General features: G+C 70.1%; 27 protein-coding genes. 11 read left to right on the top strand and 16 right to left on the bottom strand.

From position 1 onward, the window contains the following. Positions 1–55 precede the first annotated feature (55 nt). From clpX to GE300_RS05380, 3 genes are all read right to left on the bottom strand, one after another. Positions 56–1,321, bottom strand: coding sequence for an ATP-dependent Clp protease ATP-binding subunit ClpX (clpX, locus tag GE300_RS05390; protein ID WP_154445512.1), 1,266 nt, complete (start codon positions 1,319–1,321; stop codon positions 56–58). Between the two features lie 384 nt (positions 1,322–1,705). Then, positions 1,706–2,329 carry an ATP-dependent Clp protease proteolytic subunit gene (locus GE300_RS05385; RefSeq protein WP_154445511.1) on the bottom strand — a complete coding sequence of 208 codons (624 nt, stop codon included), beginning with the start codon at positions 2,327–2,329 and terminating at the stop codon, positions 1,706–1,708. Positions 2,330–2,573: 244 nt separating this feature from the next. Further along, positions 2,574–3,098 carry an acyloxyacyl hydrolase gene (locus GE300_RS05380; protein ID WP_233416771.1) on the bottom strand — a complete coding sequence of 175 codons (525 nt, stop codon included), beginning with the start codon at positions 3,096–3,098 and terminating at the stop codon, positions 2,574–2,576. 140 nt (positions 3,099–3,238) lie between these two features. Between GE300_RS05380 and GE300_RS05375 the strand changes: the two genes are divergently transcribed. Together GE300_RS05375 and GE300_RS05370 are read left to right on the top strand one after the other, a co-directional pair. After that, positions 3,239–4,171: a DMT family transporter gene (locus GE300_RS05375; RefSeq protein ID WP_154445509.1), complete on the top strand. Its 933-nt coding sequence runs from the start codon at positions 3,239–3,241 to the stop codon at positions 4,169–4,171. 140 nt (positions 4,172–4,311) lie between these two features. Next, positions 4,312–5,022, top strand: coding sequence for a PRC-barrel domain-containing protein (locus GE300_RS05370; RefSeq protein ID WP_154445508.1), 711 nt, complete (start codon positions 4,312–4,314; stop codon positions 5,020–5,022). 156 nt (positions 5,023–5,178) lie between these two features. Here GE300_RS05370 and GE300_RS05365 read toward each other — a convergent pair whose 3' ends face one another. Genes GE300_RS05365 through GE300_RS22850 form a run of 4 tightly spaced genes read right to left on the bottom strand, consistent with a single transcriptional unit; the run spans position 5,179 to position 9,229 of the window. Next, positions 5,179–6,747: a phospholipase D family protein gene (locus GE300_RS05365; protein ID WP_154445507.1), complete on the bottom strand. Its 1,569-nt coding sequence runs from the start codon at positions 6,745–6,747 to the stop codon at positions 5,179–5,181. Between the two features lie 15 nt (positions 6,748–6,762). Beyond that, the gene (locus tag GE300_RS05360) at positions 6,763–8,484 is read right to left on the bottom strand and encodes a sensor histidine kinase (RefSeq protein WP_154445506.1); all 1,722 of its coding nucleotides are present in this window, start codon (positions 8,482–8,484) and stop codon (positions 6,763–6,765) included. Further along, complete coding sequence (locus tag GE300_RS05355; protein WP_154445505.1) at positions 8,481–9,065, bottom strand: RNA polymerase sigma factor; 585 nt, start codon at positions 9,063–9,065, stop codon at positions 8,481–8,483. Before GE300_RS05355 ends, GE300_RS05360 begins: the two co-directional genes overlap by 4 nt. After that, positions 9,062–9,229, bottom strand: coding sequence for a NepR family anti-sigma factor (locus tag GE300_RS22850; RefSeq protein ID WP_233416770.1), 168 nt, complete (start codon positions 9,227–9,229; stop codon positions 9,062–9,064). The genes GE300_RS05355 and GE300_RS22850 overlap by 4 nt, the downstream gene beginning before the upstream one ends. 118 nt (positions 9,230–9,347) lie before the next feature. Here GE300_RS22850 and GE300_RS05350 point away from each other — a divergent pair, with 118 nt between their 5' ends. Further along, on the top strand, positions 9,348–10,160 hold the full coding sequence (locus GE300_RS05350; protein ID WP_154445504.1) for a response regulator: 813 nt from the start codon (positions 9,348–9,350) through the stop codon (positions 10,158–10,160). A gap of 183 nt (positions 10,161–10,343) precedes the next feature. On the opposite strand, the gene GE300_RS05345 is transcribed toward GE300_RS05350, so the two are convergent. Together GE300_RS05345 and GE300_RS05340 are read right to left on the bottom strand one after the other, a co-directional pair. Beyond that, the gene (locus GE300_RS05345; RefSeq protein WP_154445503.1) at positions 10,344–10,838 is read right to left on the bottom strand and encodes a Dps family protein; all 495 of its coding nucleotides are present in this window, start codon (positions 10,836–10,838) and stop codon (positions 10,344–10,346) included. A gap of 180 nt (positions 10,839–11,018) precedes the next feature. Next, a complete protein-coding gene (locus GE300_RS05340) occupies positions 11,019–11,192 on the bottom strand; it encodes a DUF1328 domain-containing protein (protein ID WP_154445502.1) in 174 nt (57 codons plus the stop codon). 168 nt (positions 11,193–11,360) lie between these two features. On the opposite strand from GE300_RS05340, the gene GE300_RS05335 reads away from it, so the two are divergent. Then, positions 11,361–11,690, top strand: coding sequence for a DUF883 family protein (locus tag GE300_RS05335; protein WP_154445501.1), 330 nt, complete (start codon positions 11,361–11,363; stop codon positions 11,688–11,690). A gap of 10 nt (positions 11,691–11,700) precedes the next feature. Further along, complete coding sequence (locus GE300_RS05330) at positions 11,701–12,057, top strand: hypothetical protein (protein WP_154445500.1); 357 nt, start codon at positions 11,701–11,703, stop codon at positions 12,055–12,057. 13 nt (positions 12,058–12,070) lie between these two features. On the opposite strand, the gene egtD is transcribed toward GE300_RS05330, so the two are convergent. From egtD to GE300_RS05315, 3 genes are all read right to left on the bottom strand, one after another. Further along, positions 12,071–13,018 (bottom strand): L-histidine N(alpha)-methyltransferase, encoded by a 948-nt coding sequence (gene egtD / locus GE300_RS05325; RefSeq protein ID WP_154445499.1) that lies wholly within the window; start codon positions 13,016–13,018, stop codon positions 12,071–12,073. Between the two features lie 2 nt (positions 13,019–13,020). After that, positions 13,021–14,286, bottom strand: coding sequence for an ergothioneine biosynthesis protein EgtB (gene egtB / locus GE300_RS05320; RefSeq protein WP_325063113.1), 1,266 nt, complete (start codon positions 14,284–14,286; stop codon positions 13,021–13,023). Between the two features lie 282 nt (positions 14,287–14,568). Further along, entirely contained in the window at positions 14,569–14,712 is a 144-nt protein-coding gene (locus GE300_RS05315; protein ID WP_154445498.1) for a hypothetical protein, read from the bottom strand. A 177-nt stretch (positions 14,713–14,889) separates the two neighbouring features. Between GE300_RS05315 and GE300_RS05310 the strand changes: the two genes are divergently transcribed. The 5 genes from GE300_RS05310 to ypfJ all read left to right on the top strand — a co-directional run bounded on the left by GE300_RS05310 (position 14,890) and on the right by ypfJ (position 17,343). Then, on the top strand, positions 14,890–15,225 hold the full coding sequence (locus tag GE300_RS05310; RefSeq protein ID WP_154445497.1) for an arsenate reductase family protein: 336 nt from the start codon (positions 14,890–14,892) through the stop codon (positions 15,223–15,225). A gap of 86 nt (positions 15,226–15,311) precedes the next feature. Next, the gene (locus GE300_RS05305; RefSeq protein ID WP_154445496.1) at positions 15,312–15,812 is read left to right on the top strand and encodes a hypothetical protein; all 501 of its coding nucleotides are present in this window, start codon (positions 15,312–15,314) and stop codon (positions 15,810–15,812) included. A 241-nt stretch (positions 15,813–16,053) separates the two neighbouring features. Continuing rightward, positions 16,054–16,257, top strand: a complete 204-nt coding sequence (locus GE300_RS05300; RefSeq protein WP_154445495.1) for a DUF4169 domain-containing protein — start codon at positions 16,054–16,056, stop codon at positions 16,255–16,257. Beyond that, positions 16,244–16,507: a ribbon-helix-helix domain-containing protein gene (locus tag GE300_RS05295; protein ID WP_154445494.1), complete on the top strand. Its 264-nt coding sequence runs from the start codon at positions 16,244–16,246 to the stop codon at positions 16,505–16,507. Before GE300_RS05300 ends, GE300_RS05295 begins: the two co-directional genes overlap by 14 nt. After that, complete coding sequence (gene ypfJ, locus GE300_RS05290; protein ID WP_154445493.1) at positions 16,504–17,343, top strand: KPN_02809 family neutral zinc metallopeptidase; 840 nt, start codon at positions 16,504–16,506, stop codon at positions 17,341–17,343. Before GE300_RS05295 ends, ypfJ begins: the two co-directional genes overlap by 4 nt. On the opposite strand, the gene GE300_RS05285 is transcribed toward ypfJ, so the two are convergent. Both GE300_RS05285 and GE300_RS05280 read right to left on the bottom strand, forming a co-directional pair. Then, entirely contained in the window at positions 17,289–18,713 is a 1,425-nt protein-coding gene (locus GE300_RS05285) for a cytochrome P450 (RefSeq protein WP_154445492.1), read from the bottom strand. The two genes, ypfJ and GE300_RS05285, sit on opposite strands and share 55 nt — an antisense overlap. Beyond that, a complete protein-coding gene (locus GE300_RS05280; protein ID WP_154445491.1) occupies positions 18,713–19,933 on the bottom strand; it encodes a hypothetical protein in 1,221 nt (406 codons plus the stop codon). The genes GE300_RS05285 and GE300_RS05280 overlap by 1 nt, the downstream gene beginning before the upstream one ends. A gap of 309 nt (positions 19,934–20,242) precedes the next feature. Here GE300_RS05280 and GE300_RS05275 point away from each other — a divergent pair, with 309 nt between their 5' ends. Continuing rightward, entirely contained in the window at positions 20,243–20,473 is a 231-nt protein-coding gene (locus GE300_RS05275) for a sulfurtransferase TusA family protein (RefSeq protein WP_154445490.1), read from the top strand. Here GE300_RS05275 and trhA read toward each other — a convergent pair. Next, on the bottom strand, positions 20,460–21,155 hold the full coding sequence (trhA, locus tag GE300_RS05270) for a PAQR family membrane homeostasis protein TrhA (RefSeq protein WP_154445489.1): 696 nt from the start codon (positions 21,153–21,155) through the stop codon (positions 20,460–20,462). The genes GE300_RS05275 and trhA overlap by 14 nt on opposite strands. Positions 21,156–21,241: 86 nt before the next feature. Further along, a complete protein-coding gene (locus GE300_RS05265; protein ID WP_154445488.1) occupies positions 21,242–24,661 on the bottom strand; it encodes an indolepyruvate ferredoxin oxidoreductase family protein in 3,420 nt (1,139 codons plus the stop codon). Positions 24,662–24,749: the final 88 nt, after the last annotated feature.

Below are 24,749 nucleotides of genomic sequence, written 5' to 3'. Positions count from 1 at the left end.
CCGGACGAAAAAGGCCGCCGGAACCTCCGGCGGCCCCTTGCCGAGTCGGGTCCGGTCAGCCTGCGCTGGCCGGCTCCTGCTTCTTGTCGGCGTAGATCAGCAGCGGCTCGCCGTCGCGCTCGATCGCGTCCTCGTTGACGACCACCTCCTCGACCCCCTGCATCGCCGGGATCTCGAACATGGTGTCGAGCAGGACCTCCTCGAGGATCGAGCGCAGGCCGCGCGCACCGGTCTTGCGCTCGATGGCGCGGCGGGCGATCGCGGTCAGCGCCTCCTCGGTGAAGGACAGCTGCACGTCCTCCATCTCGAACAGGCGCTGGTACTGCTTGACCAGGGCGTTCTTCGGCTTGGTCAGGATGGTGACCAGCGCGTCCTCGTCCAGGTCGTTCAGCGTGGCGATCACCGGCAGCCGGCCGACGAACTCGGGGATCAGGCCGAATTTCAGCAGGTCCTCGGGCTCCAGGTCCTGGAACACCTCGCCGACGCGGCGCTGCTCCTCGTCCTTGACGTCGGCGCCGAAGCCCATCGCCGAGCCCTTGTTGCGCTGGCTGATGATCTTGTCCAGCCCGGCGAAGGCGCCGCCGCAGATGAACAGGATGTTGGTGGTGTCGACCTGCAGGAACTCCTGCTGCGGATGCTTGCGCCCGCCCTGCGGCGGGACGCTGGCCACGGTGCCTTCCATGATCTTCAGCAGCGCCTGCTGGACGCCCTCGCCCGACACGTCGCGGGTGATCGACGGGTTGTCCGACTTGCGGGAGATCTTGTCGACCTCGTCGATGTAGACGATGCCGCGCTGCGCCCGCTCGACATTGTATTCCGCCGACTGCAGCAGCTTGAGGATGATGTTCTCGACATCCTCGCCGACATAGCCGGCCTCGGTCAGGGTGGTGGCGTCGGCCATGGTGAACGGCACGTCCAGGATCCGCGCCAGCGTCTGCGCCAGCAGCGTCTTGCCGCAGCCGGTCGGGCCGATCAGCATGATGTTCGACTTCGACAGCTCGACCTCGGGGTTCTTCGAGGCGTGGTTGAGCCGCTTGTAATGGTTGTGCACGGCCACCGACAGGACGCGCTTGGCGACTTCCTGGCCGATGACGTAATCGTCCAGCACCGCGCAGATCTCCTGCGGGGTGGGCACCCCTTCCGAGGATTTCACCAGGCTGGACTTGGTTTCCTCGCGGATGATGTCCATGCACAGCTCGACGCATTCATCGCAGATGAACACGGTCGGGCCGGCGATCAGCTTGCGGACCTCGTGCTGGCTCTTGCCACAGAACGAACAGTAGAGCGTGTTCTTGCTCTCGCCGCTGCCTGATTTGCTCATTCGCTTCCTCCTCTGCCCCTGTGGCCCGGTGGCCGGTGAGGCATCTGCTCAGCCCGAGTCAACGTTCCGCCTGCCCGCCATTAAGGCATGGGCCGGCGGGAATTGACAAGAGACGGAGCCAAAATTGCCTTGGCTGCAACGGCAGATCGCACGATTCCGTGTCCTGCGCCACACCCTCCGTCAGCGCCCGTTGCGGGCGGTCGTCCCTCTGCAGTCCCGGCCCTGCGGTCAGCCCCCGAGCCGCCCTCCGAGCCGCCCTCCGATCCGGCCCCCGGTCCGGCCGGCCCGCGCGCTTCGAATAGCGCGCGATCCTTGCGGCCGCGCCTGGGCGGAATGCCGGGCCATCGGCGATCGTCGCCCCCGGCGCGCTCAGTCCCCGTGCGCTCAGCCTTCGGTGCCGGCGCGGTTGGTGACGACCTCGTCGATCAGGCCCCATTCCCTGGCGCGTTCGACGGTCATGAAATTGTCGCGGTCCAGCGCCGCCTCGACCTCTTCGAGATTGCGGCCGGTGTGCTGGACGTAGATCTCGTTCAGCCGGCGCTTCAGCGCCTGGGTCTCGCGGGCGTGGATCATGATGTCCGAGGCCTGGCCCTGATACCCGCCCGAGGGCTGATGCATCATGATCCGCGCGTTCGGCAGCGCGAAGCGCATGCCGGGGCTGCCCGCCGCCAGCAGCAGCGAGCCCATCGACGCGGCCTGGCCGATGCACACGGTCGAGATCTTCGGACGGATGTACTGCATCGTGTCGTAGATCGACAGGCCCGAGGTGACGATCCCCCCCGGGCTGTTGATGTACATCGCGATGTCCTTCTTCGGGTTCTCGGCCTCGAGGAACAGCAGCTGCGCCACGATCACCGTCGCCATCTCGTCGTGGACCGGGCCCGAGACGAAGACGATGCGCTCCTTCAGCAGCCGCGAGAAGATGTCGTAGCGGATCGAGCCGCGGGCGGTGGTCTCGTCCACCGTCGGGATGATGTAGCTGGTCAGAGCGGAAAGCGGATCGGTCATGTCGTCCTGCCTCTCAGGGGCCCGCCCGGGCGGGTCATGGAATGTCGTGGCGTCGCTTGCTTGTCCAAAGGAATAGTGCCGGCGACCGGCGGCTGCAAGGGGCGCAGGCCGGCGGCGTCGCCGCTTCGCCATATCTCTCGCGCGGCATCGGGCCGCAGAGCGCCGCGCCCCCTACTCCGGGCCGGGTTCCGGCCGGACGCTCCGGCTGGCGGCACGATCCGGCGCGCGGGCCTTGCGCGGCCGGCTAGAACGGCATGTGCAGGCGCAGGCCCACGGTCTCCAGGCCGGCGTTGTCGGAATACAGCTCTCCGTTCGAGCGGTGGTCCATGACCACGCTCAGCCGGGCGCCGTCCATCGCGCCCAGCCGCACGCCGACCTCGACGCCCGAGCGGATGGTGAACGCCCCGCCCAGCCGGTCCGCCGCGTCGCCCAGCCACAGCCCCGGCACGAATTCCATGCCCAGGAACAGCGGCACCGGGCCCAGGTCGAGTTCCTTCTGCACGGCGAAGCCGATGCCGGCATAGCCGCCGCCGTCGGTGCCGGCGCCGATCTCCATCACCGGGCGCAGCGGGCCGTAGCTGACGCCCGGATACCAGCTGACGCGGCCCTCGGTGCCGGCATCGCGGCCGTCGATCTGCGCGGCAGCGACGCTGACCGTGCCGAAGCGCTGCGCCGCCTCGCGTTCGAACAGCCCGTCCGCGTGATCCAGCGCCGCCGAGCCCAGCGCGAACACCCAGAACAGCACCGCGATTGTTCCGTCCTCGATCATGGCCGTTTCCGCCCCTTGCATGCTTGTCTGCCTCGCCCACCGGCCTAGAGGCTTCGGCGCGCAAAGTCACCCCCGGCCGCAGCGCTTTGCAATGGCCTTGCGCGGCGCTATGCATCCCCGGCACGGGGCGGGATGGGCAGATGCGGGACGGCGCACGACTGGCGGGAATTGCCGCGGTGATCGCGGCGGCGATGCTGTGGGGCACCACCGGCACGCTGCAGGCGGCGCTGCCGCCGGACCGGCAGCCGCTGGTGGTGGGCGCGCTGCGGCTGGCAATCGGCGCGCTCGCGCTGCTGGCGCTGGCGCTGTCCGCGCCCGCCACCCGCGCCGCCTTCCGCGGCCTGCCGCCGGGCGGCGTGCTGTTCGCCGGGCTGGCGATCGGCGCCTACAACCTGCTGTTCTTCCTGGCGGTGCTGCGCGCCGGCGTCGGCGTCGGCACCGCCATCGCCATCGGCAGCGCGCCGGTCTGGGTCACCGCCTGGGAGGTCGCCGCGACCCGCCGCCTGCCGCGCGGCCGGCGCGCCGCGGGACAGGCGCTGTCGATCGCCGGCGCCGGGCTGCTGGTCGCCACCGGCGACACCGGCGACGCGCTGGCGGGCGGCGCGCTGCTGGCGGCGCTGGCCGGCGCCGCCTATGCCGCCTACTCGCTGGCCACCAGCCGGATCGGCCACCGCGCGCCGCCCGCGACGCTGGCCGCGGCGACGTTCGGCGTCGCCGCACTGGCGACGCTGCCGGTGCTGGCGCTGGCGCCGACCGCATGGCTGGCGGCGCCGGAGGTCTGGCCGGTGCTGGCGTTCCTGGGCGTCGGCGCGACGGCGCTGGCCTACGCGCTCTACACCTGGGGGCTGCGGCGGCTGGCGGCGTCGACCGCAGTGACGCTGGCGCTGGCCGAGCCGCTGACCGCCTGGGTGCTGGCGACGCTGGTGGTGGGCGAGCCGGCGACCCTGCCCCGGCTGGCGGGCGCGGCGCTGCTGCTGGCGGGGCTGGCGATGGTGACATTGTCGCCGGCGGCGCCCGCAGCCGCCGCGCGGTCCCGGCCCGACCCGACCCGACCGCCGCCGATTTCCGGCTGAAGCGGTCGGAATTCAAAGGAAAATTTCGGCATGGGCGGATTTTCGCGAACGCCGGCGGCGGTTCCGGAACCGATGCCCCGGTCTTTGCGTTTCTCCGTCACGATACGCCGGCTACCGGCGGATTCGAAAGGAGAGACGATATGCGTATGACCAAGACTTTCGCCTCCATCACCGCAATGGCGCTGATGGCGGGTACCGCCTTTGCCCAGGACACGACCACCGAGACCGAGGTCGAGGCCGAGACGCAGGTCCAGGCCGGCGACACCTCCGCCGAGGGCGGCACGACGCTGACCACCGAAGGCTCGGCCGAGGGCGAGACCCTGCAGGCCGAAGGCGACTCCGAGACCGCGGTCGAGGCCGAGTCCGAGACCATGCAGGCCGAGGGCGAGACCGAGCTCGAAACCGAGACCGAGACCATGCAGGCCGAGACCGAGACCGAGCTCGAGGCCGAGACCGAGGGCATGCTCGATGTTGCCGACATCAACACCGAAGAGCTGACCGGCAAGCCGGTGTACTCGTCGGATGACGAACGCGTCGGCGAGATCGGCGAACTGATCCTCGATGCCAACGGTCAGGTGACCGAGGTCATCATCGACGTCGGCGGCTTCCTGGGTCTGGGCGAGAAGCCGGTCGCGGTCGCGTTCGAGGACCTGCGCTTCGAGACCGAAGCCGAAGCCGATACGGCCATGGACACCGGCGCTGCGGTCGGCACCGAGGGAGCGCCGACGGCGGTGACCGACACCGCGGCCGGCGGTGACGCCGCGCTCGAGGCCGAAGCCGAAATCGAGTACCGGATCTACGTTCCGATGACCGAAGAGGAACTGGAGAACATGCCGGAGTACGAAGGGTAATTCATTCCCTTCACCGACGGCAGAAGGGGCGGGCCCATCCGGGTCCGCCCTTTTTCGTGTCTGCAAGCGATGCGGCCGGCCTTGTATCCGCCCGCCGCGGCATCGGCAGGCGTTGCTGCGACCGGCCGGAGCCGCCGGCGCGCTCAGACCATTTCCTCAGACCATTTCCTCGGGGGCGCCCGGCACCGGCAGCGCGGTCGCGCGCGCGGCCCGGATGTCATAGGGCACCAGAAAGCCGCGGCGGCGCGCCGGTGCCGAGCGCGCGTTCGCCTGCGCCAGCCCGCGCCAGTAGCCGAACGCCGTCGCCGGATCCAGCGCCTCGGGGGGCGGCTCGTCGTCCAGCCAGGCCCCCATCACCCGCGCCCGCACCTGCGCCACCTCGTCCGGGTCGGACAGGCAGACGCCGGTCTCCGTGTCCCAGCTCAGCGAGCGGCCGTTCAGGTTGGCCGAGGACACGATCGCCGCGCGGTCGTCGAAGATCGACACCTTGGAATGCAGGTAGACCAGCGGCGAGCCGCGCAGCGAGGCGCGCTCGGCCCCGGCGTCGACGCCGTTGCTCCGGCGCGGCTGCACCGGGCTGGCGACCAGCAGCCGGTCGCCGAACGCGCGGCGCAGCCGCATCAGGCAGCGCGTCTGCAGGAAATCGCCGAACCGCCCGTCCAGCGGCGGCGCCTGGGTGAAGGCGACCACCTCGGGCGCGGCGGGGATCACCACGATCAGCTTCAGCCCCGGCTGGGACCGGGCCCGCGCCGCCAGCCGCCGCGCCAGCCGGAGGTCGCGGAAGAACTGCGTCTCGAGGTAGATCAGCTGCTCGGCGCGGCGCACCTGGCGGTAATGCTCCACCGCCAGGTCGCGCACCACGGTCTTCGGCGCCAGCGCCAGCGATCCGTGCCGCCGCCGCCGCGACAGCGTGCGCAGCAGCCCCGGCGCCGGCGGCGGCGCGGCGCGCCCGGCGGTGACCGCCGGCACGCTGTCCAGATGCGCCCGCACCGAGCGCGCCAGCGCCGCATCCTCGAGCAGCAGCTGGACGTCATGCCAGGTGTCCTGCGCCGGCTGGTCGTGCTCGCGGCTGTCCCAGCGGCGCTCGTCCAGGTCGAGCCCGCCGATGTAGACCAGCCGGTCGTCGATCGTGGCGATCTTCTGGTGGTGCGACACCGGGAACAGCGGCAGCGGCCAGAACGGCGGGTGCGACTCGAGCGCGCACAGACCGGGCGACTCGGCGCGGCGCAGCGCCTGCTCGGCGTGCGGCAGCTTGTTCAGTTCGCGGAACCTGCGCCGCAGGATCATCGCGGTCAGCGGCCAGAACACCAGCCGCGGCAGCGTGGCGACGGCGGCGGGATGCAGCAGCGGGCGCACCACCAGCGGTGCGGCGTCCGGACCGGCCAGCTCGCGCACCCCGGCCAGCATGCGCATCGTGCGCCAGCAGCAGCGGTGCAGCTCGGTCGCCATCAGCGGGTCGAAATCGCCCAGCAGCAGCTCGATCCGCACGCCGCGCGCCAGCGCATCGGCAAGCAGGTCGGCCCAGTCGGTTCCGACCGCCTTTCCGGCGGAAGACCGCAACCGGGTGGCCGGATCGAAGATCCGGAATCCCATGCGCAGGTCGTGCCGCGCGTCCAGCACCGCGCGTTCGAACGCCGGATAGGCTTCCTCCGCGGTCACCAGAACCTTCAGCCGCCGTTTGGCAACGGCCGGGCTGCCCCCCTGCGGCGGCTGCGTGTCGCGCATCGTGACACTCCTTGCTCAGGCGACTTCCTGCACGAAGCTGCCGATCGGAAAACGCAGCCGGATGACGTATCGTTCCCCATCCTCCTCGGCGGAGAGCACGCCGTCGAGCTGCGCGGCGAATGCGCGCAGCAGCTGCTCGCCCATGCCGCTGCTGTTCGGCCCGCCGGCGGTCGGCAGCGGCGGCCCGACCGAGTTCGCGACCTCCAGCACCGCCGACTTGTCCTCGCGGCTCAGGCCGATGGAGATCCAGGGCGTGCCGGCGTCGGGCCGCCCGAGGTACTTCAGCGCGTTGGTGATCGCCTCGGTCGCGGCCAGGGTCAGCGGCACCGCCTGGTCGGGGTACAGGACCACCGCCTGGTAGTTCTCGCCGATCGAGATGCCGGAATCCGGTGGCAGCAGCGCGGCGGTGACGTGGGCGACGATCGCGCGCATCAGCTCGTCCATCGGCACCCGGCCCTGGTCGGAGCTTTCGTACAGATGCCGGTGCACCGTCGCCATGCTCATCACCCGGTGCTGCACGTCCTGCAGCACCGACTTCGCCTCGGGCGCCGCGGTCCGGCGGATCTTCATGTTCAGGATCGACACGATCAGCTGAAGATTGTTCTTCACCCGGTGATGGACCTCGCGCAGCAGCACGGTCTTGTCGTGCAGCATGTCCTCCATCTCGGCCTCGTCGCGCAGCACGCTCTCGGCCATCCGGTTCCAGGTCTCGTCGATGTCCTGCAGCTCGGCGGACACCAGGCGGCCTTCACGCGGCGGACTGATGTGGCGCGAACGCATGAACTGCAGCATCCGCGCCCGCAGGTTCCGGGTCGGCCGGATCACCAGCCGCCGCACCGCCAGGAACGCGACGCAAAGGCTTGCCAGCCACATCAGCAGCGGGAACAGCACCGGGACCATCAGGTTCCCCGCACCCGGCTGGAACGCCAGCGTGTCGTCGTCCCAGATCGCCAGCGCATAGACCGTGCCTGATACCAGCGGCACCGAGGCGAACACCCGCTTTTCGCCGGCCACGGTGTCGCCGGTAAAGGCGTTGGCCATCTCGCCGATGAAAGAGGACAGCGGCCGGTCCGCAGGCAGGCGGTTCTCCACGCCCTGCAGGCCGGCCTCGGCTGACAAGACCTGCCCGCCGGAGTTGAAGGTCACGATGTCGACCGGCCGCGCGGTGCCCGCCTCGTCCAGGCGGCTGAACAGCCGGGTCTGCGGCAGCGCGATCGAGACGAACCCGGCAAATTCCTCGCTGCCGGGCCTGATCGGCACCGAGACCACGATCGAGGGCACGCTGTCGAGGATATCCGAGATCACCAGATCCACCTTCGGCGACTTGGCGGTCTGCATGCCGTCGAAGATCCGCGCCGTCCGTATGTCGCTGACATTGCCCTTCGACGAACACAGCCTGCCATCGGCATCGACGAAGGCGGCGAAACTGTACCGGCCCGAGGCGCGCACGAAATCCGCCAGCAGCCGCCGGCACTCGTCCGGGTCGTCGCCGAGGTCCGGAACGATGGCGCCGATCGCCTCGCCCGCGCCGATCGCGCTGCGGATCAGCCCGGCTTCGCGCGCCGCCGCGTCCGCGGCGATCGCCAGCAGCGAATCCTCGGCCTGCTCGTTCGCCTCCCGGACCAGTTCCAGGGTCTGATAGATGGCGATGGCCCCGACGGGCAGAAGCGCCAGGGCCAGAAGTATCGCGAACCGGAACGCGAGGCCCCGGGTCAGCTCGCCGAGGCGTGCCGTCAAACGAAGTCCTTGTTCGGCAGCAGGCGCGCCGTGACGACCGCCATCGTTGACTTGTCCGTCAACTCCAATGCCTCATCCTCCTTCAGATCCAGCAACTCCACCAGACGGGCACGGCCGCGGTTGACCCGGCTCTTGATCGTGCCCATGGCGACGCCGCACATGCCCGCCGCCTCTTCGTAGGAGAAGCCGGAGGCCCCGACAAGGATAAGTGCCTCTCGTTGCTCGACGTTCAGCTTGGCGAACGCGGTCTCGAAATCCGCCATCGCCAGCCGCCCGTCATGCTCGGGCTTCTCGGACAGCGTGGCCATCATCGCGCCGTCGCTGTCCTGCACCTCGCGCTTGCTCTTGCGCCGCGCCGAGTAGAACAGGTTGCGCAGAATCGTGAACAACCATGCCCGAAGGTTGGTTCCCGGCTGGAACTTGTCGATGTTCTGCCAGGCCTTGACGATGGAATCCTGGACCAGGTCGTCGGCAGCCGCGCGGTTGCGCGTCAGGCTCAACGCGAACGCGCGCATAGCCGGAAGATGCTCGACCAGCTCTTCGCGCGGGTCGGGTATGTCTTTCGCTTGCGCCGCGGTCATTTACCGTTGTCCTGCTCCGAAAACTGGGAATCCCGCGCTTTCAGCTTCGCCAGAAGCTCCTTGAAACGATCAGGCACATCCTCTTGCATGTTCTGCTGGTACACGCGCCGCAGATTCTCTTCTATCTGCCGTTCCAGCGCCGGCTTTTCGTTATCGTTGCCCATCCTTCGTCCTGTTCCGGATTCAAAAAAACTGCTCTCGTCGGGAACCGAACGCACACCGGCCGCGTTCGGTTCCAAGAAAAACGACATATCCCAAAAAACGCAGAGGGGACCGAACTTCATGCCCAACGACGCACAAGGTGCCGTTTTCTCCGAAACCGTGGGGCAGCTGCTGCCGTACCTGCGCCGCTACGCGCGCGCGCTGACCGGCAGCCAGACGACCGGAGACAACTACGCCGCCGCGACACTCGAGGCGATACTTGAAGATCCGAGCATCATCCAGCGCGACCTGTCTTCGAAGGTGGCGCTGTTCCGCGCGTTCCACATGATCTGGAAAAGCGCCGGCGCCCCGGTCGAGGAATCCGAAATCGGCATCGCGCAAAGCGCGCAGCGCCGGCTTGCCCAGCTGACCCCCGACACCCGCGAGGCGCTGCTGCTGTCGACGATCGAGGAATTCACCCATCCCGAGATCGCGGCGGTGATGTCGCTTTCGGGCAGCGAGGTCGAGCATCTGATCGGCGTCGCGCACCGCGAGATGGAAGAAGCCATGCGCGGCCGCATCCTGGTGATCGAGGACGAGCCGATCATCGCGCTGGACCTGCAGACCATCGTCACCGACATGGGCCATTCCGTCACCGGCGTCGCCCGCACCCACAAGGGCGCGGTCGAGCAGGCCCTGCGCGAGAAGCCGGACCTGATCCTGTCCGACATCCAACTGGCCGACGGGTCCTCGGGAATCGAGGCGGTGAACGAGATACTCGCCTCGGCCTCGGACATCCCGGTGATCTTCATCACCGCCTATCCCGAGCGGCTGCTGACCGGCGACCGGCCGGAGCCGGCGTTCGTGATCACCAAGCCCTACTCCGAGGCGCAGGTGCAGTCGGCGGTCAGCCAGGCGATGTTCTTCTCCAGCACCGAGACGCTGCAGGCCTGAGTTTCCGCTCCCAGGATCCGGCTTGCAGACAGGCCCCGCTGGACATCCGGCGGGGCCAATCGTCTGCAAGATCGCCGGTCCACCTTCCGCTCGCACGTCAGCCGCTCCTCCGGTCCCGGCCGCGGCCGGCTCGGGCGCCTCGCGCCGCCGTCGGCCCGCTCGCTTCGCCGCTCACTTCGGCACTCACTTCGCCGTGGCGCGCAGCATCCAGGCCGACTTCTCGTGTGCCGCCGAACGCGCGGTCGCCATGTCGGCGGTGACCGGGTCGTTCTGCGCCTCGGCCATGCGGATCAGCGCGTGCAGGCGCTGCGCCAGCCGCTCGTGATCCGCCGCAAGGTCGGCAGCCATCCGCACCGCCGTGGCGTTGTCGACGGTGTCGCCGACCACCGAGCCGCCGGTGATCTCGTCGATCCGGCCGGGCGCAAGGTGTCCCAGCGCGCGGATCCGCTCGGCCAGCTCGTCTGTGGCCTCGAACAGGTCCTGGTACTGTTCCTCGGTCATCGTATGGATGGCGTGGAACAGCGGCCCCTCGACATTCCAGTGATAGCTGTGGGTCTTGATCATCAGCCGGTAGGTGTCGGACAGCACGCTCGACAGTGCGTCGGCCAGCGCCGGCGCGTTGCGCACGCCGGTCTCGACCTCCGACAGGCCGGGGATGACTGAATTCGGATTGGCCATGGTGATCTCCTGCTTCGGGACCGGGCTGCGGCTGCGGCGCCGCGCCCCCGGTACGGTCGAAGGCGGCCCTCAGGCCGCCCCCGGTTTCGGTGTCTCGCGATGCGCCCGCCGTCACATCCCGCGTCAGATCCCGCGCCGGTCGCGTCGGCGCGCGAGTCGTGCGACGCGATCAGGACGCGATCAGGTCGGCGGTCGGCCGCGGACGGCGCGCGCCACCATGGCGACGATGAACAGCACCAGGAACACGAAGAACAGGATCTGCGCGATCCCGGCCGACGCGCTGGCGATGCCGCCGAAGCCGAAGATGCCGGCGATCAGCGCGATCACGAGAAATGTAAGGGCCCAACCCAGCATGGTATTTCTCCTTGTCTGACTGTGACGCGGGCCGCGTCTTCATGGGCGGACAACGAACATTCCGTGAATTGGTTCCCGCCCAGCCTGGGTCTGCGCCGCGCCGGCACGGGAACTTTACCGCGCCCGCGGCGTTCGTGTTACGCACCTGCATGACCCAAGGAGAACCCAATGGCGCGCGCGGCCGACACCCCGAGCAAGACCGAACCGACGATCGAGGACCTGCAGGAGCAGATCGCCACGCTGCGCGACGACATGGCGGCGCTGACCCGCACGCTGGGCGAGTACGGCAAGGCCCGGGCCGAGGATCTGTCCACCCACGCACGCGATCAGGCGCTGCGCGCCGCCGCGATGGGCGAGGCCGGCCTGGCCGAGGCGCAGCGGCAGGCCACCGACGCCTATTCGCAGGTCGAGGTCAAGGTGCGCGAGAACCCGGCCACCGCCGTCGGCATGGCCGCGGCGTTCGGGTTTCTGGTCGGGCTGGTGACGGGACGCCGCTGAGGCGGCCGCGATGATCCGCAGCAGGATCAGGCGCGCGGCGCGGCGCGGCGCGATGGGGCTGGCGGGCGGGCTGTGCCTGGGCATCGGCATCGCCCTGCTGACAGTCGCCGGCTGGATCGCACTGGCAAGCGCCGCCGGGCACGGCATCGCCGCGCTGACCTTCGGGCTGATCTACACCGGGACCGGGCTGATCCTGGTCGCGCTCGCCGGCGGCCGGCGCGATCCGGACCGGGACGCGGAACCGGCGGCGCCCGGCCCGCCGCCCCCGCCCGCGTCGCCCGACCTGGTACAGGCCTTCTTCCGGGGTCTCGGCGCCGGCGCTGCCGCCCGCAAGGGGTTCGACCGCGGCCGCGGCGCGCGCCGCTGACCGCGGCCCGCGGTCAGTCGCCGGTCGGCTCCAGCACCGCCACCGCAAACTGCCGGTCGCGGTCGGTCAGCAGCGGGCCCAGCCGCCAGCCGGCGGGCCGGATCAGCGCCTCCAGCCGCTCCGGCGTGTACTTGTGGCAGTTCTCGGTATGGATGCTCTCGCCCCGCGCGAAACATATCGTCTCGTGCCCCAGCGGCACCTCCTGCGCGCGCGCCGAGACCAGGTGCATCTCGATCCGGGCCTTGTCGGGCACCCAGCGCGCCTGGTGCGCGAAGCTGTCGGGATCGAAGCCGCCGCCGGCGTCGCGGTTCAGCCGCGCCAGCAGGTTGCGGTTGAACGCGGCGGTGACGCCGGCGGCGTCGTCGTAGGCGGCGACCAGCGTGTCCGGGTCCTTGACCAGATCGAGGCCGAGGAACATCCGCGCGACATGCGGCAGCGCCCGCGCCCGGCGCAGCAGCGCCACCGCCTGCTGCTGGCTGAGGTTGCCGATGGTCGAGCCGGGAAAGAACACCACCTTGGGCGCCGGGCGAAGATCGTCCGGCACCGGCAGTTCGGCCATGAAGTCCGCCACCACCGGCCGGATCGGCAGCGCCGGATAGTCCGTCCGCAGCCCCTCGGCGACCTGGTTCAGGAACCCGCCCGAGATGTCCAGCGGCACATAGCCGGCCAGCCGCCCCGCCAGCCGGTCCAGCAGGATCCGGGTCTTCACGCTGGCCCCGGCGCCGGGCTCGACCAGCGCCGCGCCGTCGGGCACCAGCGCGGCGATGCGCCCGGCCTCGGCGCGCAGGATCGCGATCTCGGTCCGCGTCGGGTAGTATTCCGGCAGCCGGGTGATCTGCTCGAACAGGGCGCTGCCGCGCGCGTCATAGAACCACTTCGCCTCCATCCGCTTCGGCCGGGCGGTCAGCCCGTCCAGCGCGGCGGCGTACAGCGCGCGGTCCCGGATCAGCGGTGCGTCCATGATCAGGCGTCCCTGGCCAGGCGCAGCCCCAGCATCTGCCAGCGCTGGTGCGGGTGGAAGAAGGTGCGATAGCTTTCGCGCATCTGTTCGACCGGCGTCGCGCACGAGCCGCCGCGCAGCACGAACTGGTTGACCATGAACTTGCCGTTGTACTCGCCGATCGCGCCCTCGGGCGGGCGGAAGCCGGGGTACGGGGTGAACGGGCTCTGCGTCCATTCCCAGACGTCGCCCCACAGCCCGCCACCGGGCAGCGGCCGGAACTCGCGCGCGTCGAGGAAGTTGCCTTCGATGGCGACGCCGGCGCAGGCGTGTTCCCATTCCGCCTCGGTCGGCAGCCGCGCGCCGGCCCAGCGGGCGAAGGCGTCGGCCTCGTAGTAGCTGACGTGCACCGCCGGCGCGTCCAGGTTCACCGGCTGCGCGCCGCGCAGGGTGAAGGTCCACCACTCGTCGTCCTGGCGCCACCAGTACAGCGGGCGGTCCCAGCTCGCGGCCTCGCAGGCGGCGAAGCCGTCCATCAGCCACAGCGTCGGCGTGCGGTAGCCGCCGTCGTCCATGAATGCGATCCAGTCGCGGTTCGTCACCGGCCGGTCAGCCAGCGCGAACGGCTCCAGGAACACCCGGTGCCGCGGCCCCTCGCAGTCGTAGGCGAAGGCGGGATCGCCGGGGTCGTGGCCGATCTCGACCAGGCCGCCGTCGTGGCGGGTGAAGCTCAGCGGCCGTTCCTGGCTGACCGGCTTCGGCGCCGGGTCGCGATAGGCCGGCAGCAGCGGGTTGTGCGACAGCCCGTGCAGCAGATCGGTCACCAGCAGCTCCTGGTGCTGCATCTCGTGGTGGCAGCCCAGCTCGACCAGCGCGGCGATCTGGTCCAGATCGTCGCGCCCGGCCTGCATCAGCGCGGCGATGCCGTCGTCGACCTGCGCCCGGTAGGCCCAGACATCGTCCAGACCGGGGCGCGAGATCAGCCCGCGCTTGTCGCGCGCGTGCCGCGGCCCGGCCTGCACATAGTAGCTGTTGAACAGCAGCGCGAAACGATCGTCGGGCGAGCGGTAGCCGGGCAGCCGCGGCTTGAGGATGAACTCCTCGAAGAACCACGTGGTGTGCGCCAGGTGCCACTTGGCCGGGCTGGCGTCCTCCATCGACTGCAGCATCATGTCTTCGGGCGTCAGCGGCGCGGCCAGCGCGCGGCTGCGCGCGCGGGTGCGCGCGAACCGGGCGGCGATCTGCGACGGGTCCCGGGCGGCGGCGGGTGCGGCGGCTGTCTGCTTCACGGGGCAGGCTCCTGCTGTGGGTATCGGGTCGTCCGCGCGCAGGCGCCCGGACACGCCCTCAAGATGCAGGAGAATGTCCGGGTTTTAAGTCACATGATATTGACCGGCCGCGCCACGGGGAAATTCCTTCGGCATTCCAAGGGGAAAGCACCGCGCGCTGCCTCTCCGCCGCCGGCCCCGGCATGAATGCCGGGAACATTTTCGACGCAGGCGTAACAGGAGCGAGAGGCGGCATGGACAGATCGAACGAAACCGGCGCCCCGCGCCCGCCCGGCCCCGCGTTCAGCGCGCACCGACGCGGCCAAGCGGCGGCAGTTCGCGCGCCTCGGTCGCGTCCAGCACGCCGGCGACCAGCACGCCGGCCAGCAGCAGCAGGGCGATACCCTCGACGGGCGAGGTGCAAAGCAGGCGGATCAGGCGGCGCATCGGTCCTCTCGTCGGTCGGCCCGGGGAAACGTGGGGCCGGAGCCGCGGTTCCCGCCGCTGCGCCGCTGCGGGAACGACTGTTGCACGGACGGCACGGCCCCGGCCCGGCGCCAGCTCTGGCCCCGGCGCGGCGGCCGTGGCATATCCGGCAGGCGACCCAGCGACAGGAGTCCCCCGATGACCGTTCTCACGCTCTATGGCCTGCCGACCTGCGACAGCTGTCGCAAGGCGCGCAAGGCGCTCGAGGCCGCCGGCCACAAGGTGCAGTTCCGCGACGTGCGCGCGCAGCCGCTCAGCGCCGACGAATGGCAGCCGCTGCTGACCGAGTTCGGCGACCGGCTGGTAAACCGCCAGTCGCAGACCTGGCGCAATCTCAACGACTATCTGAAACACGCCGAGGTGGACGCCCTGCTCGAGGCGCAGCCGGCGGTGATGAAACGCCCGGTGATCGCCAGCGACGCGCGGATGACGCTGGGCTGGGACGACGAGGTGCGCGCCGCCTGGGACGCCTGAGCGCAAAAACATCAGCTTTCTGCTATACTTGCCGCGCGCGCGGCGGGTCCGGTGCCGTGCGCGCCTTGTTGGTATGGGAGGACAAGATGAAATCGGAAACGACCCGCCACGCGGTGGTCGCCGCGCTTGCAGTGCTGGGCCTGGGCCTGTCGCAGGTTCCGGCGCAGGCCCAGTCCTGGACCGTCGACGGCGTCGGCAAGGCCTCGGACATGTCGAAGGTCCACCAGCTGTCCGACAGCCACATGGTGATCATGAACCACAGCGAATATACCGAGATTGCCGATGCCGATCCGTCGAACCCGCTGCACGGCGCCACCGGCCCCTGCTTCGGCGCGACCGAGGTGAAGCCGCCGCAGGTCACCGGCGCCGGACGCTGCGTTTTCACCGCCAGCGGCGGCGACATGATCTCGATCGAGTGGACCGCGACCGGCATGTCCGAGCAGGGCGCCATCACCGGCGACTGGCAGCTGGTCGGCGGCACCGGCGCGTTCGACGGCGCCTCGGGCGGCGGTCAGTTCAGCTCTCTTTCCGACAACGACGCCGGCGAGGAGACCAACACCATCGGCGGCGAGATCACCCTGCCCTGACGTCCCGCGGCGCCACCGCGGCGGCGCCGCAGTACCTGCCCCGCCCGGATCGCCCGGCCCGGCAAACCGGACCGGCGTTCATCTATTTTCAGGATTTGGTTTTCCTTTTAAAACAACGGGTTGATGGGGTTTTCACGGTGAAATCCCCCTGCAACGGGCGTATCCGACGCCTCGACCACCCCCAGGGGGCGCCCTATACTTGTTCTGGACCCTGCCGCCACAGCCGCCTGGACAGACGAACATGACCGGTCAGACCATCAATCTCCGTCGTGCCCGCAAGGCCCGTTCCCGGGCCGAAAAACGCGCCCGCAGCGATGCCGAGACCCGCGCCGGCACCGCCGCCGCGAGCGAGCCCGCGCGCCTCGACCGGGCCCGCCGCGCGCAGCAGGCGCGGCAGCTGGACGGTCACCGACTCGAGGATTCGCCCGACGATGACGCAAGTTGACTATGGACCGCCCCGGAAGCGGTCGCTGACCCTGCGCGGACACCGCACCTCGGTCTCGCTGGAAGAGCCGTTCTGGCACGCGTTCCGCGCCCTCGCCCGCGCCGAGAACAAGCCGCTGAACGCGCTGGCGGCCGAGATCGACGCCGCCCGCGGCGTCGGCTGCGGACTGGCCGGCGCGATCCGGCTGTATGTGCTGGCCAGGTTCGCGGCGATGTATGGCCAGCCCGACAATCACGAGGTGACGACATGAAATGGCGGGGCCGGCGCGGCAGCCGCAACATCCAGGACCGGCGCGGCATGCGCGGCGGCCGCGTCGCCGGGATCGGCGGGCTCGGCGCGCTGGTGGTGGTGCTGATCGGCGCCTTCGCCGGGGTCGACCTGACGCCGCTGCTGCAGGGCGGCGGCGGCCCGGTGTCCGAGCCGACCGGACCGAACACCATCGACGACCGCACCGAGGAATTCGTCAGCGTCGTGCTGGCCGACACCGAGGAGGTCTGGAGCGCGATCTTCGACGCCTCGGGCGGCAGCTATGCCGAACCCGAACTGGTGCTCTATTCCGGCGTCACCGGTTCGGCCTGCGGCACCGCCAACGCCGCGGTCGGGCCGTTCTACTGCCCCGGCGACCGGCGCATCTTCCTCGACACCAGTTTCTTCGCGACGCTCGAGCAGCGGCTGGGCGCGGGCGGCGATTTCGCCTTCGCCTATGTCATCGCCCACGAGGTCGCCCATCACGTCCAGAACGAGACCGGCGTGCTGGGCGAGGTGAACGCCCGCCGCAGCCGCCTGCCCGAGGCCGAGGCGAACCGGCTGTCGGTGCGGATCGAGTTGCAGGCCGACTGCTATTCGGGGCTGTGGGCGCGCCATGCCGAGGACCGCTTCGGCAGTCTGGAACCGGGCGACATCGAGGAGGCGATGAACGCCGCCGCCGCGATCGGCGACGACGCGCTGCAGCGCGCCGGCCAGGGCCAGGTGGTGCCCGACAGCTTCACCCACGGCACCAGCGAGCAACGCCAGCGATGGTTCGAGCGCGGCTATGCGTCCGGCGATCCGGAAGCCTGCGACACCTTCTCGGCCGAGCAGCTCTGACGCGGCGCCAGCCGCAGCCAGATGCCCTTCTCCGAGCGCACGGTCAGGTGCTGCACCGGCACCGGCACGCGGCCCTCGACGGGTTCGAAGCGGAACGCGCGCAGCAGCTGCGCCAGCAGGATCACGCCCTCGATCATCGCGAAACCGGCACCGGTGCAGACCCGCGGCCCGGTCGAGAACGGCATGTACGCCGCGCGCGCCGTCGCCCGCGTCTCGGGCGTCTTCCAGCGGTCCGGGTCGAACACGTGCGGGCGGTCCCAGATCCGCTCGTGCCGCTGCAGGTGCCACGGCGACAGGATGCACAGCGAGCCGGTCTTCACCCTGCGCTTGCGGAAGCGTTCCTCCTTCTGCGCCTCGCGGACCATCATCGGCACCGGCGGGTACAGGCGCAGCGCCTCGCGGAACACGTCGCGCACGAAGCCGAGCTTGCGCATGTCGCCGAACTCGGGCGCCGCGTCCCAGGCCGCCGCCGCCTCGGCCGCCGCGCGCTCCTGCACCTCGGGCCGCGAGGCCAGCAGGTAGAGCGTCCAGGCCAGCGCGCTGGCCGAGGTCTCGTGCCCGGCGAGGAAGAAGATCGCCACCTGGTCGGTCATCTCCTGCGCGTCGAAGGTCTCGCCGGTCTGCGGATCGGCGGTGGTCATGATCTTGGTGGCCAGGTCCCGCGGCGCCCGGCCCTCGGCGATCTCGGCCTGTCGGACCTTGATGATGTCGGTCAGCACGCCGCGGATCTTCGCCGCCGCCCGCGCCGATTTCGACGAGCGGAACCGCGGGATCCAGGGCGGCATCTTCAGCAGCGCCGGGAACGTCATCAGCGGCTGCGCGCGCTGGTAGTCGCGGAAGCCGTAGAACACCTGCCGCGCCTTGTCGTCGGTGATCGGGATCGTGAACAGGGTGCGGAAGATGACGTCGGCGGCGGCGTGCGCGGTCTCGAACTCGATCTCGACGGGCTGGTCGGGCGCGTGCCCGGACAGGCGCGCGACGCAGGCGTTCCCGGCCTCGACCATCGCCGGAAAGATCTCGCGCAGCCGGCCGCCCTCGAACGCCGGGTCGATGATCCGGCGCTGGCGCTTCCACTGCTCGCCATTGGTCACGAACACCGATTCGCCCAGCAGCAGCTTCAGCGTGTCGCCGATGATCGGCGACTTGGGGAAATCGTCGGGGCGCCCCTCGAGGATCAGCTTGACGATGTCGGGCTGGTTGATGGTGAAGCTGTCGAAGAACACCGCCCGCTGCTGCGCCATCCACGCGCTGTAGAGCCGTCGCGGCTGCGACGCGAACACGTCGCGCCGCGCCAGCCGCAGGCGCGCCAGGATCGAGGCGTTCTCGGGCCGCGTGCGCGGCATCGGCGGGGTGTAGTCTTGCTCGGCCATCAGAAGTCCCGGTAGCGGCTGGCGGGCCGGTCGATGCGGCCCTTGCTGGACTTGCGGCCGCCATAGCGCGCCATCAGCGTCCGCGGCCCCGCGGTGATCTGGAAGTAATCGTAGTCCCGGGGTCGGTCGAAAGCGTGAATATACTGGAAATGCTTGCGGTAGATGTTGAAGTCGGGGTCATTGCGCACCGCCTCGGACAGGCTCTGGTGATAGGCGGCCGAGAACACCACCGGCCAGCGCTTCTTCTCGGGCGGCGGGTTCACGCCGGAGGTCGCGGCCGGGTCCGACAGCGCGAAGCACATCCCGTCCGACGGCGCCGAGACCTCGATCCAGGCCAGGTGCGCGGTCTGCGCCAGCAGGTTCAGGTCGGCCCGCATCCACTGCGCCTTCGGCAGGAAGCTGATCATCTGCGTGACCGAGCCGATGCCCAGCAGCGCCAGCTTGCCCGGCGGCACCTTGCCGTCGCGCAGCAGCATCGCGCACAGCGACACGCCGATCCCGGCCCCGGCCGAGTGGCCGACGATCAGCACCTCGTCCACGTCCGAGGCCAGCGCCGCGGCGATCCGTTCGTTGAACTTCAGCCCGCGCTCGTACAGCCCCGGCGGCGTGCCGCCGCGGTTCTGCGCGATGTAGGCGTAGGCCAGCACCAGGTAGGTGATGAAGAACCTCTGGTCATAGCGCCGCAGCAACGCCAGCGCGGCGGCCATGCCGGCCAGCATCGCCAGCGCCGTGGCCCAGCCCGGCACCGGCAGCACCAGACCGGCAAGCCAGGCGACCAGCAGCCCCGCCAGCAGCCCTGCCACCGGCGTCAGCAGGTAGACGGCGATCGGGTAGAGCGTGCTGAACAGCATCACCGGGCGCACCCGCGCGATCGCCGCCAGCGTGCCGCTGGCCAGATAGGCCCAGAAGGTGCGCAGGGTCAGCCAGTAGGTGGCCAGCATCGACTTGTTCAGGCTTTGCTTGACCAGGTCGTTCCACAGCAGGAAGTCGAAGGTGGTGCGCGTGGTCACGCCGTCGATCGTCGCCTCGGCCTGCCAGCGGTAGACGCCGTCCTCGGGCGGCAGCCCCTCGACGTCGATCCGGTAGCCCGAGACCGCCGCCTGCTTCGCCGCCTCGGCGCGATAGATCTCGCGATAGCGCCGCCCGCCGGCCGGGTCGTGGCCGGGCACATAGAACACATGCCGCTTGCGCACGGTGCGCGCGGGATCCGCCGCCGTCATCTGCCTGCCCCTGCCATCGCGCGCAGACTATGCGCGGGCGCGGCGAAGGGGAAGGCCCGATCAGCCGATCTGGCCGAGGCGCGGAAAGGCTTGCCGCAGCCAGGACGAGAAAGAACAGCGGGCGCGCGCGCGAGCCGTCGATGACGTCGATGACGTCGATGAACTCGACTCCGAACATGGCGTCTTTCGCATCTCCGCCCGGGTGGCGACAGGCCGGAGCACGGCGTTACGCGCCCTGCCCCGACGCCTCATCCGTCGATGGCTTACAAACCCGTGGACATCCGCGACAGCTGGGATTAGGCGGATTCAATGACCTGGGATGCCGAACTGGACGCCGCCGGGCTGCTGTGCCCGCTGCCGGTGCTGAAGATCCGCAAGCGGCTTGCGCCGCTGGCCGCGGGCCAGGTGCTGCGCGTCTTGACCGACGATCCCGCGGCGCTGGTGGACGTGCCGCATTTCTGCGCCGAGCAGGGGCACGAACTGGTGGAAAGCCGCGAGGACGGCTTTCCGCGCCAGGTCTGGCTGATCAGGAAGGCATGACCGCGGCGGGCGGGATCGCCGCCGGGAATTCGGCGAACTGCAGCAGCATCGCGACGTACATCACCGCGGTTCCGACCAGCACGAAGGCGTGCCAGATCGTGTTGTGGAACGGCAGCGCATCCCAAAGGTAGAACACCACGCCCACGGTGTAGATCACGCCCGAGGACAGCATCAGCAGCAGCGCCTTGGGCGACAGGCTGTCCAGCAGCGCGTCGCCCACCAGCACCCCGGCCCAGCCCATCAGCAGGTAGAGCGCCAGCGCCACCGGCACCGCCCGGTTCGGCGCGAACACCCGCAGCGACAGTCCGGCGGCCGCCGCGCCCCAGATCCCGATCAGCAGCGGCAAGGTCCCGGCCAGCAGCGCGAACGGCGTGTAGGTGCCCGCGATCTTGACGTAGATCGCCGACTGGTCCAGCCGCCGCAGCGTTTCCTTCCATTCCTGCCAGGGTGTCATGTGATACGCCGCCGACGCCGCCAGCATCAGCAACAGGCACAACCCGTAGATGACCGCGCCGATGCGCACCGCCGGCTCCGGCCGCCAGGAAAACGCCAGCGTGATCAGGACCCCGGCCGCGACGATCGCCGATACCACGCCGACGATGTGGATCGCGGCGTCCGACAGCCGTTCGGCTCGGCTGTAGGTCCGACAGGTGAACGGCCTTTCCTTGAACAAAGCTTTCATCACACACCCCTAACGCTACCCCGCGCACAAGATAGCACGAAATTCGCTAACGACCGGTCACGAGCGCGCGGAACCTGTCGCGAAGCTCACTCGGCGGCGCTTTGCGCGGCAGGCGGCGGCTGGCGCAGCGCGGCGCGCAATTCGTCGCGCCGGGCCGCGGCGGCGTTGGCCGCCTGCTCCTTCACCGGGCCGAAGCCGCGGATCTGCAGCGGCAGTTCGGCCAGGGCGCGGGCGATGTCGGCATGGTCCGCGGGCCAGTCGGCCAGCAGCGCCGCGATCTCGGCCTCGTAGTCGCGGATCAGCGCCCGTTCCATGCGCCGCTCGGCGCTGTATCCGAACGGATCGAACGGCGTGCCGCGCAGCACCTTGAACGGCGCCAGCACGCCGAACGCGCGCATCATCCAGGGGCCGAAGCGGCGCTTGACCGGGCGGCCGTCCGGCCCCTTGCGCGCCAGGATCGGCGGCGCCAGGTGGAACCGGACCCGCCGGACGCCGGTGAATTCCTGCTCGATGGCGGTCTGCAAGGTCTCGCGGTGCAGCCGCGCCACCTCGTATTCATCCTTGTAGCTCAACAGCTTGTGGTAGCCTCTTGCCACCGCTTCGCCGAACGCGCTGTCCCGTGCGGCGGCCCGGTCCACCAGCGCGCGGTAGCGCCGCGCCAGCGCCGCGTTCTGATAGCGGACAAGGTGCGCCTCGCGGCGGGCGACGATCTGCTCGAAGCCCTCGGCCTGTGGCGCCGGGGCATGGCGCAGCAGCTTCGTCGTCGCCGCCGGATCCACCACCGCCCAGCGGCCCAGCGCGAAGGCGGTGCGGTTGCCCTCGACCGCCGCGCCGTTGATCTCGATCGCACGCAGCAGCGCCGCCTCGGACAGCGGCACCATGCCCGCCTGCCAGGCAGCGCCCAGCATCAGCACGTTGGCGAAGATCGCGTCGCCCAGCACCTCGGTCGCCAGCTCCGTCGCATCGAGCGCGGTCAACGCGTCGTCGCCGATCCGCCCGCGCAGGCTGACGCCCAGCCGGTCGGTGGGCAGGCGGAAACCGGGATCGCGGGTGAACGCCCCGGTCATCGTCTCGTGCGTGTTCAGCACCGCACGGGTGCGCCCGCGCGCCAGCAGGCCCAGCGTCTTGGACCCGGCCGCCACCACCATGTCGCAGCCGACAAGCGCGTCGGCCTCGGCGGTGGCGACGCGGATCGCCTTGATGTCGCCGGGCCGCCCGGCGATGCGGCAGTGGATGTGCACCGCGCCGCCCTTCTGCGCGAGGCCGGCCATCTCCATCACGCCGGAGCCCTTTCCCTCGAGGTGCGCGGCCATGCCCAGCAGCGCGCCGACGGTGACGACGCCGGTGCCGCCGACCCCGGTGATGACGATGTTGAAGGTGCCGTCGATCGCCGGCAGCGCCGGCGCCGGCAGATCCGGCATCGACAGCGCCTTCGGCTCGGCCTTGCGGACCGCGGCGCCCTCGAGCGTCACGAAGCTGGGGCAGAAGCCGTCGAGGCAGCTGAAGTCCTTGTTGCAGGCGGACTGGTCGATGCGGCGCTTGCGGCCGAAGGGGGTTTCCTCGGGCAGGATGGCGACGCAGTTCGACTGCACGCCGCAATCGCCGCAGCCCTCGCAGACGTCCGGGTTGATGAAGACGCGGGTGTCGGGATCGGGGAAGGTGCCGCGCTTGCGGCGGCGGCGCTTCTCGGCGGCGCAGGTCTGGATGTAGATGATGGCCGAAACGCCCTCGACCTCGGGCATCTCGCGCTGGACCTGCATGAACTCCTCGCGCGGGCGCATCGGCACCTCGGAGGGGAAGCTGCGCAGGTCTGTTTCCTCTTTCGGATCGTAGACTCCGACGACCTTCTTCACACCCATCGCCAGAAGTTCCCGGGCGATCTGCTGGGGCGAGAGCCCGCCTTCGTTGGCCTGGCCGCCGGTCATCGCGACGGCGTCGTTGTAGAGGATCTTGAAGGTGATGTTGGTGTTCGCCGCCAGGGCCGCCCGGATCGCCTGCACGCCGGAGTGGTTGTAGGTGCCGTCGCCAAGGTTCTGGAACACGTGCTTGCGCTTGGAAAACGGCGCCTCGCCGACCCAGTTCACGCCCTCGCCGCCCATGTGGGTGAAACCGGTCGTCTCGCGGTCCATCCACTGCACCATGTAGTGGCAGCCGATGCCGGCATAGGCGCGGGCGCCGTCGGGCAGCTTGGTCGAGGTGTTGTGCGGGCAGCCGGCGCAGTACCAGGGCAGCCGCGCGGCGATGTCCGGGGCGTTGTCGGCGGCGGCGGCCTCGTCCAGCCGGGCCTTGCGGGCGGCGATGTCCGGATCGTCGATGCCCTCGGCGGCCAGCAGGCCGCCCAGCTTGCGCCCCACCATCACCGGATCGAGCGCACCCTTGACGGTAAAGACGACCTCGCCCGCTTCGGTCTTCCAGCCGATGACGCGGCGGCCGCGGCGGTCGTTGAAGATCGCCTCCTTGATCTGCACCTCGATCAGCTTGCGCTTTTCCTCGACGACGATGATCAGCTCCAGCCCCTCGGCCCATTCCTTGAAGCTGCGCTCGTCCAGCGGCCAGACCATGCCGACCTTGTAGGTGGTGATGCCCAGCGCGCGGGCGCGCTGCGCGTCGATACCCAGCAGTTCGAGCGCGTGGATGGTGTCGAGCCAGGCCTTGCCGGACGAGACGATGCCGATGCGCGCGCCCGCCTGCCCATGCATGCGCTTGTCGATTTTGTTCGCCCGGCCAAAGGCTTCCGCGGCGAACCGCTTGTAGTCGTGGAGCCGCGCCTCCTGCGCCGGTGGCGTGTCGCCGAGGCGGATGCTCAGCCCGCCCTCGGGCATCTCGAAATCGGTGGGGGCGACGATCTGCAGCCGGTGCGGATCGCCGTCGACGACCTGGCTGACCTCGATCGTGTCCTTGATGCACTTGAGCCCGACCCAGCAGCCGGAGTAGCGGCTGAGTTCCCAGCCGAGGATGCCGTAGTCCAGCACCTCCTGCACGCCCGCCGGGCTGAGGATCGGCATCAGCGCATCGACCAGCGCGAATTCCGAATGGTGCAGGACGGTGGAGCTTTCGCCGGTGTGATCGTCGCCCATGCAGACCAGCACGCCGCCCAGCGGCGAGGTTCCGGCCATGTTGGCGTGGCGGAACACGTCGCCGCAGCGGTCCACCCCCGGCCCCTTGCCGTACCACATGCCGAAGACGCCGTCGTGCGCACCCTCGCCGCGCAGCTCGGCCTGCTGCGTGCCCCAGAGCGCGGTGGCGGCGAGATCCTCGTTCAGGCCGGGGTTGAACACCACCCCCGCCGCGTCCAGCTGCTTGCCGGCCTGCAGCATCGCAAGGTCCACCCCGCCCAGCGGCGAGCCGCGGTACCCGGTGACGTAGCCGGCGGTGTCGTGGCCGGCAGCCCGGTCGCGCGCCGCCTGCATCAGCGGCAGCCTGGCCAGCGCGTGGATCCCGCCGAGCAGGATCTGGCGTTTCGTCAGGTCGAAGCGGTCCTTCAGGGAAACCGATTGCAAACTCATGCGCACCCTCCCTTTTCCAGGGGATAATAGGGGTCCGGCGCCGAGCGCGGAAAGCGAATTCGCGCCCGCGGACGCCCCCATGCAGCGA

The organism is Halovulum marinum, assembly GCF_009697225.1.
In the GTDB taxonomy this organism is placed as follows: Bacteria; Pseudomonadota; Alphaproteobacteria; order Rhodobacterales; family Rhodobacteraceae; genus Halovulum; species Halovulum marinum.
This window is presented reverse-complemented; position numbering and strand designations above follow the sequence as displayed.